This is a genomic window from Escherichia sp. WS1450, from assembly GCF_046487395.1.
Taxonomy (GTDB): Bacteria; Pseudomonadota; Gammaproteobacteria; order Enterobacterales; family Enterobacteriaceae; genus Escherichia; species Escherichia coli.
The window spans coordinates 1-628 of the sequence record NZ_JBJQJO010000159.1; the positions used below are offsets into that span (position 1 = coordinate 1).

1 protein-coding gene is annotated in these 628 nt (G+C 48.1%); it reads right to left on the reverse strand.

From position 1 onward, the window contains the following. Window positions 1-40: 40 nt before the first annotated feature. Window positions 41-616, reverse strand: coding sequence for a DUF4376 domain-containing protein (locus ACJHYR_RS28115; protein WP_053287939.1), 576 nt, complete (start codon window positions 614-616; stop codon window positions 41-43). Window positions 617-628 lie beyond the last annotated feature (12 nt).

The following is a 628-nucleotide window of genomic DNA, read 5'->3' on the forward strand; positions in this document are numbered from 1 at the left end:
CCCCTCTGACAGAATTTTCAGAGGGGTTTTTTTATCAGTTTCACCATCCAACCCTGTACGCCAGAATGGTTTCACTGTCACTCAGTTCTGCTATTGCCTTTTTCATCTCCCTTTGCCTTATATGTATTTCAAGGCCTTTCCTGAACATCGCTTTACCAGCAGCATCACTCAGGGATATCAGTTCATCTGCCGTCATCGGTACATCATTATTCTCTGCGTCCGTCCAGAAAAATCCTTCCGGCAACACACCGCCTCTGGCCGCTGATGCCGACATTCCAAGACGTGTCATGGCTTCCTTTCCATAATCCCATTTCCGTCCTCTGTGCTCAAAAACATACCCTGACGCCTCCATCGCATCACGCCAGGCATTTATCTCCGCGTTTTTCATCCTGCGTGCTTCTTCCACAGCCATATCATCATTTGCCCGGTACTCACCCACCGGCCCTGCATCACCTCTTATGCAGGCTTCAAATATTTCACGACCGTAAGACTCAGGATCATCCGCACTTGCTGTAAATACACATTCTGTTTCCGCGTCTGAAAACTTCACTATACAGTTTATGGTCGTATGACCCCTGTCAGCCCACACTGGTGACGTGATTTTATCGACCTTCATTCATTTCTCCCC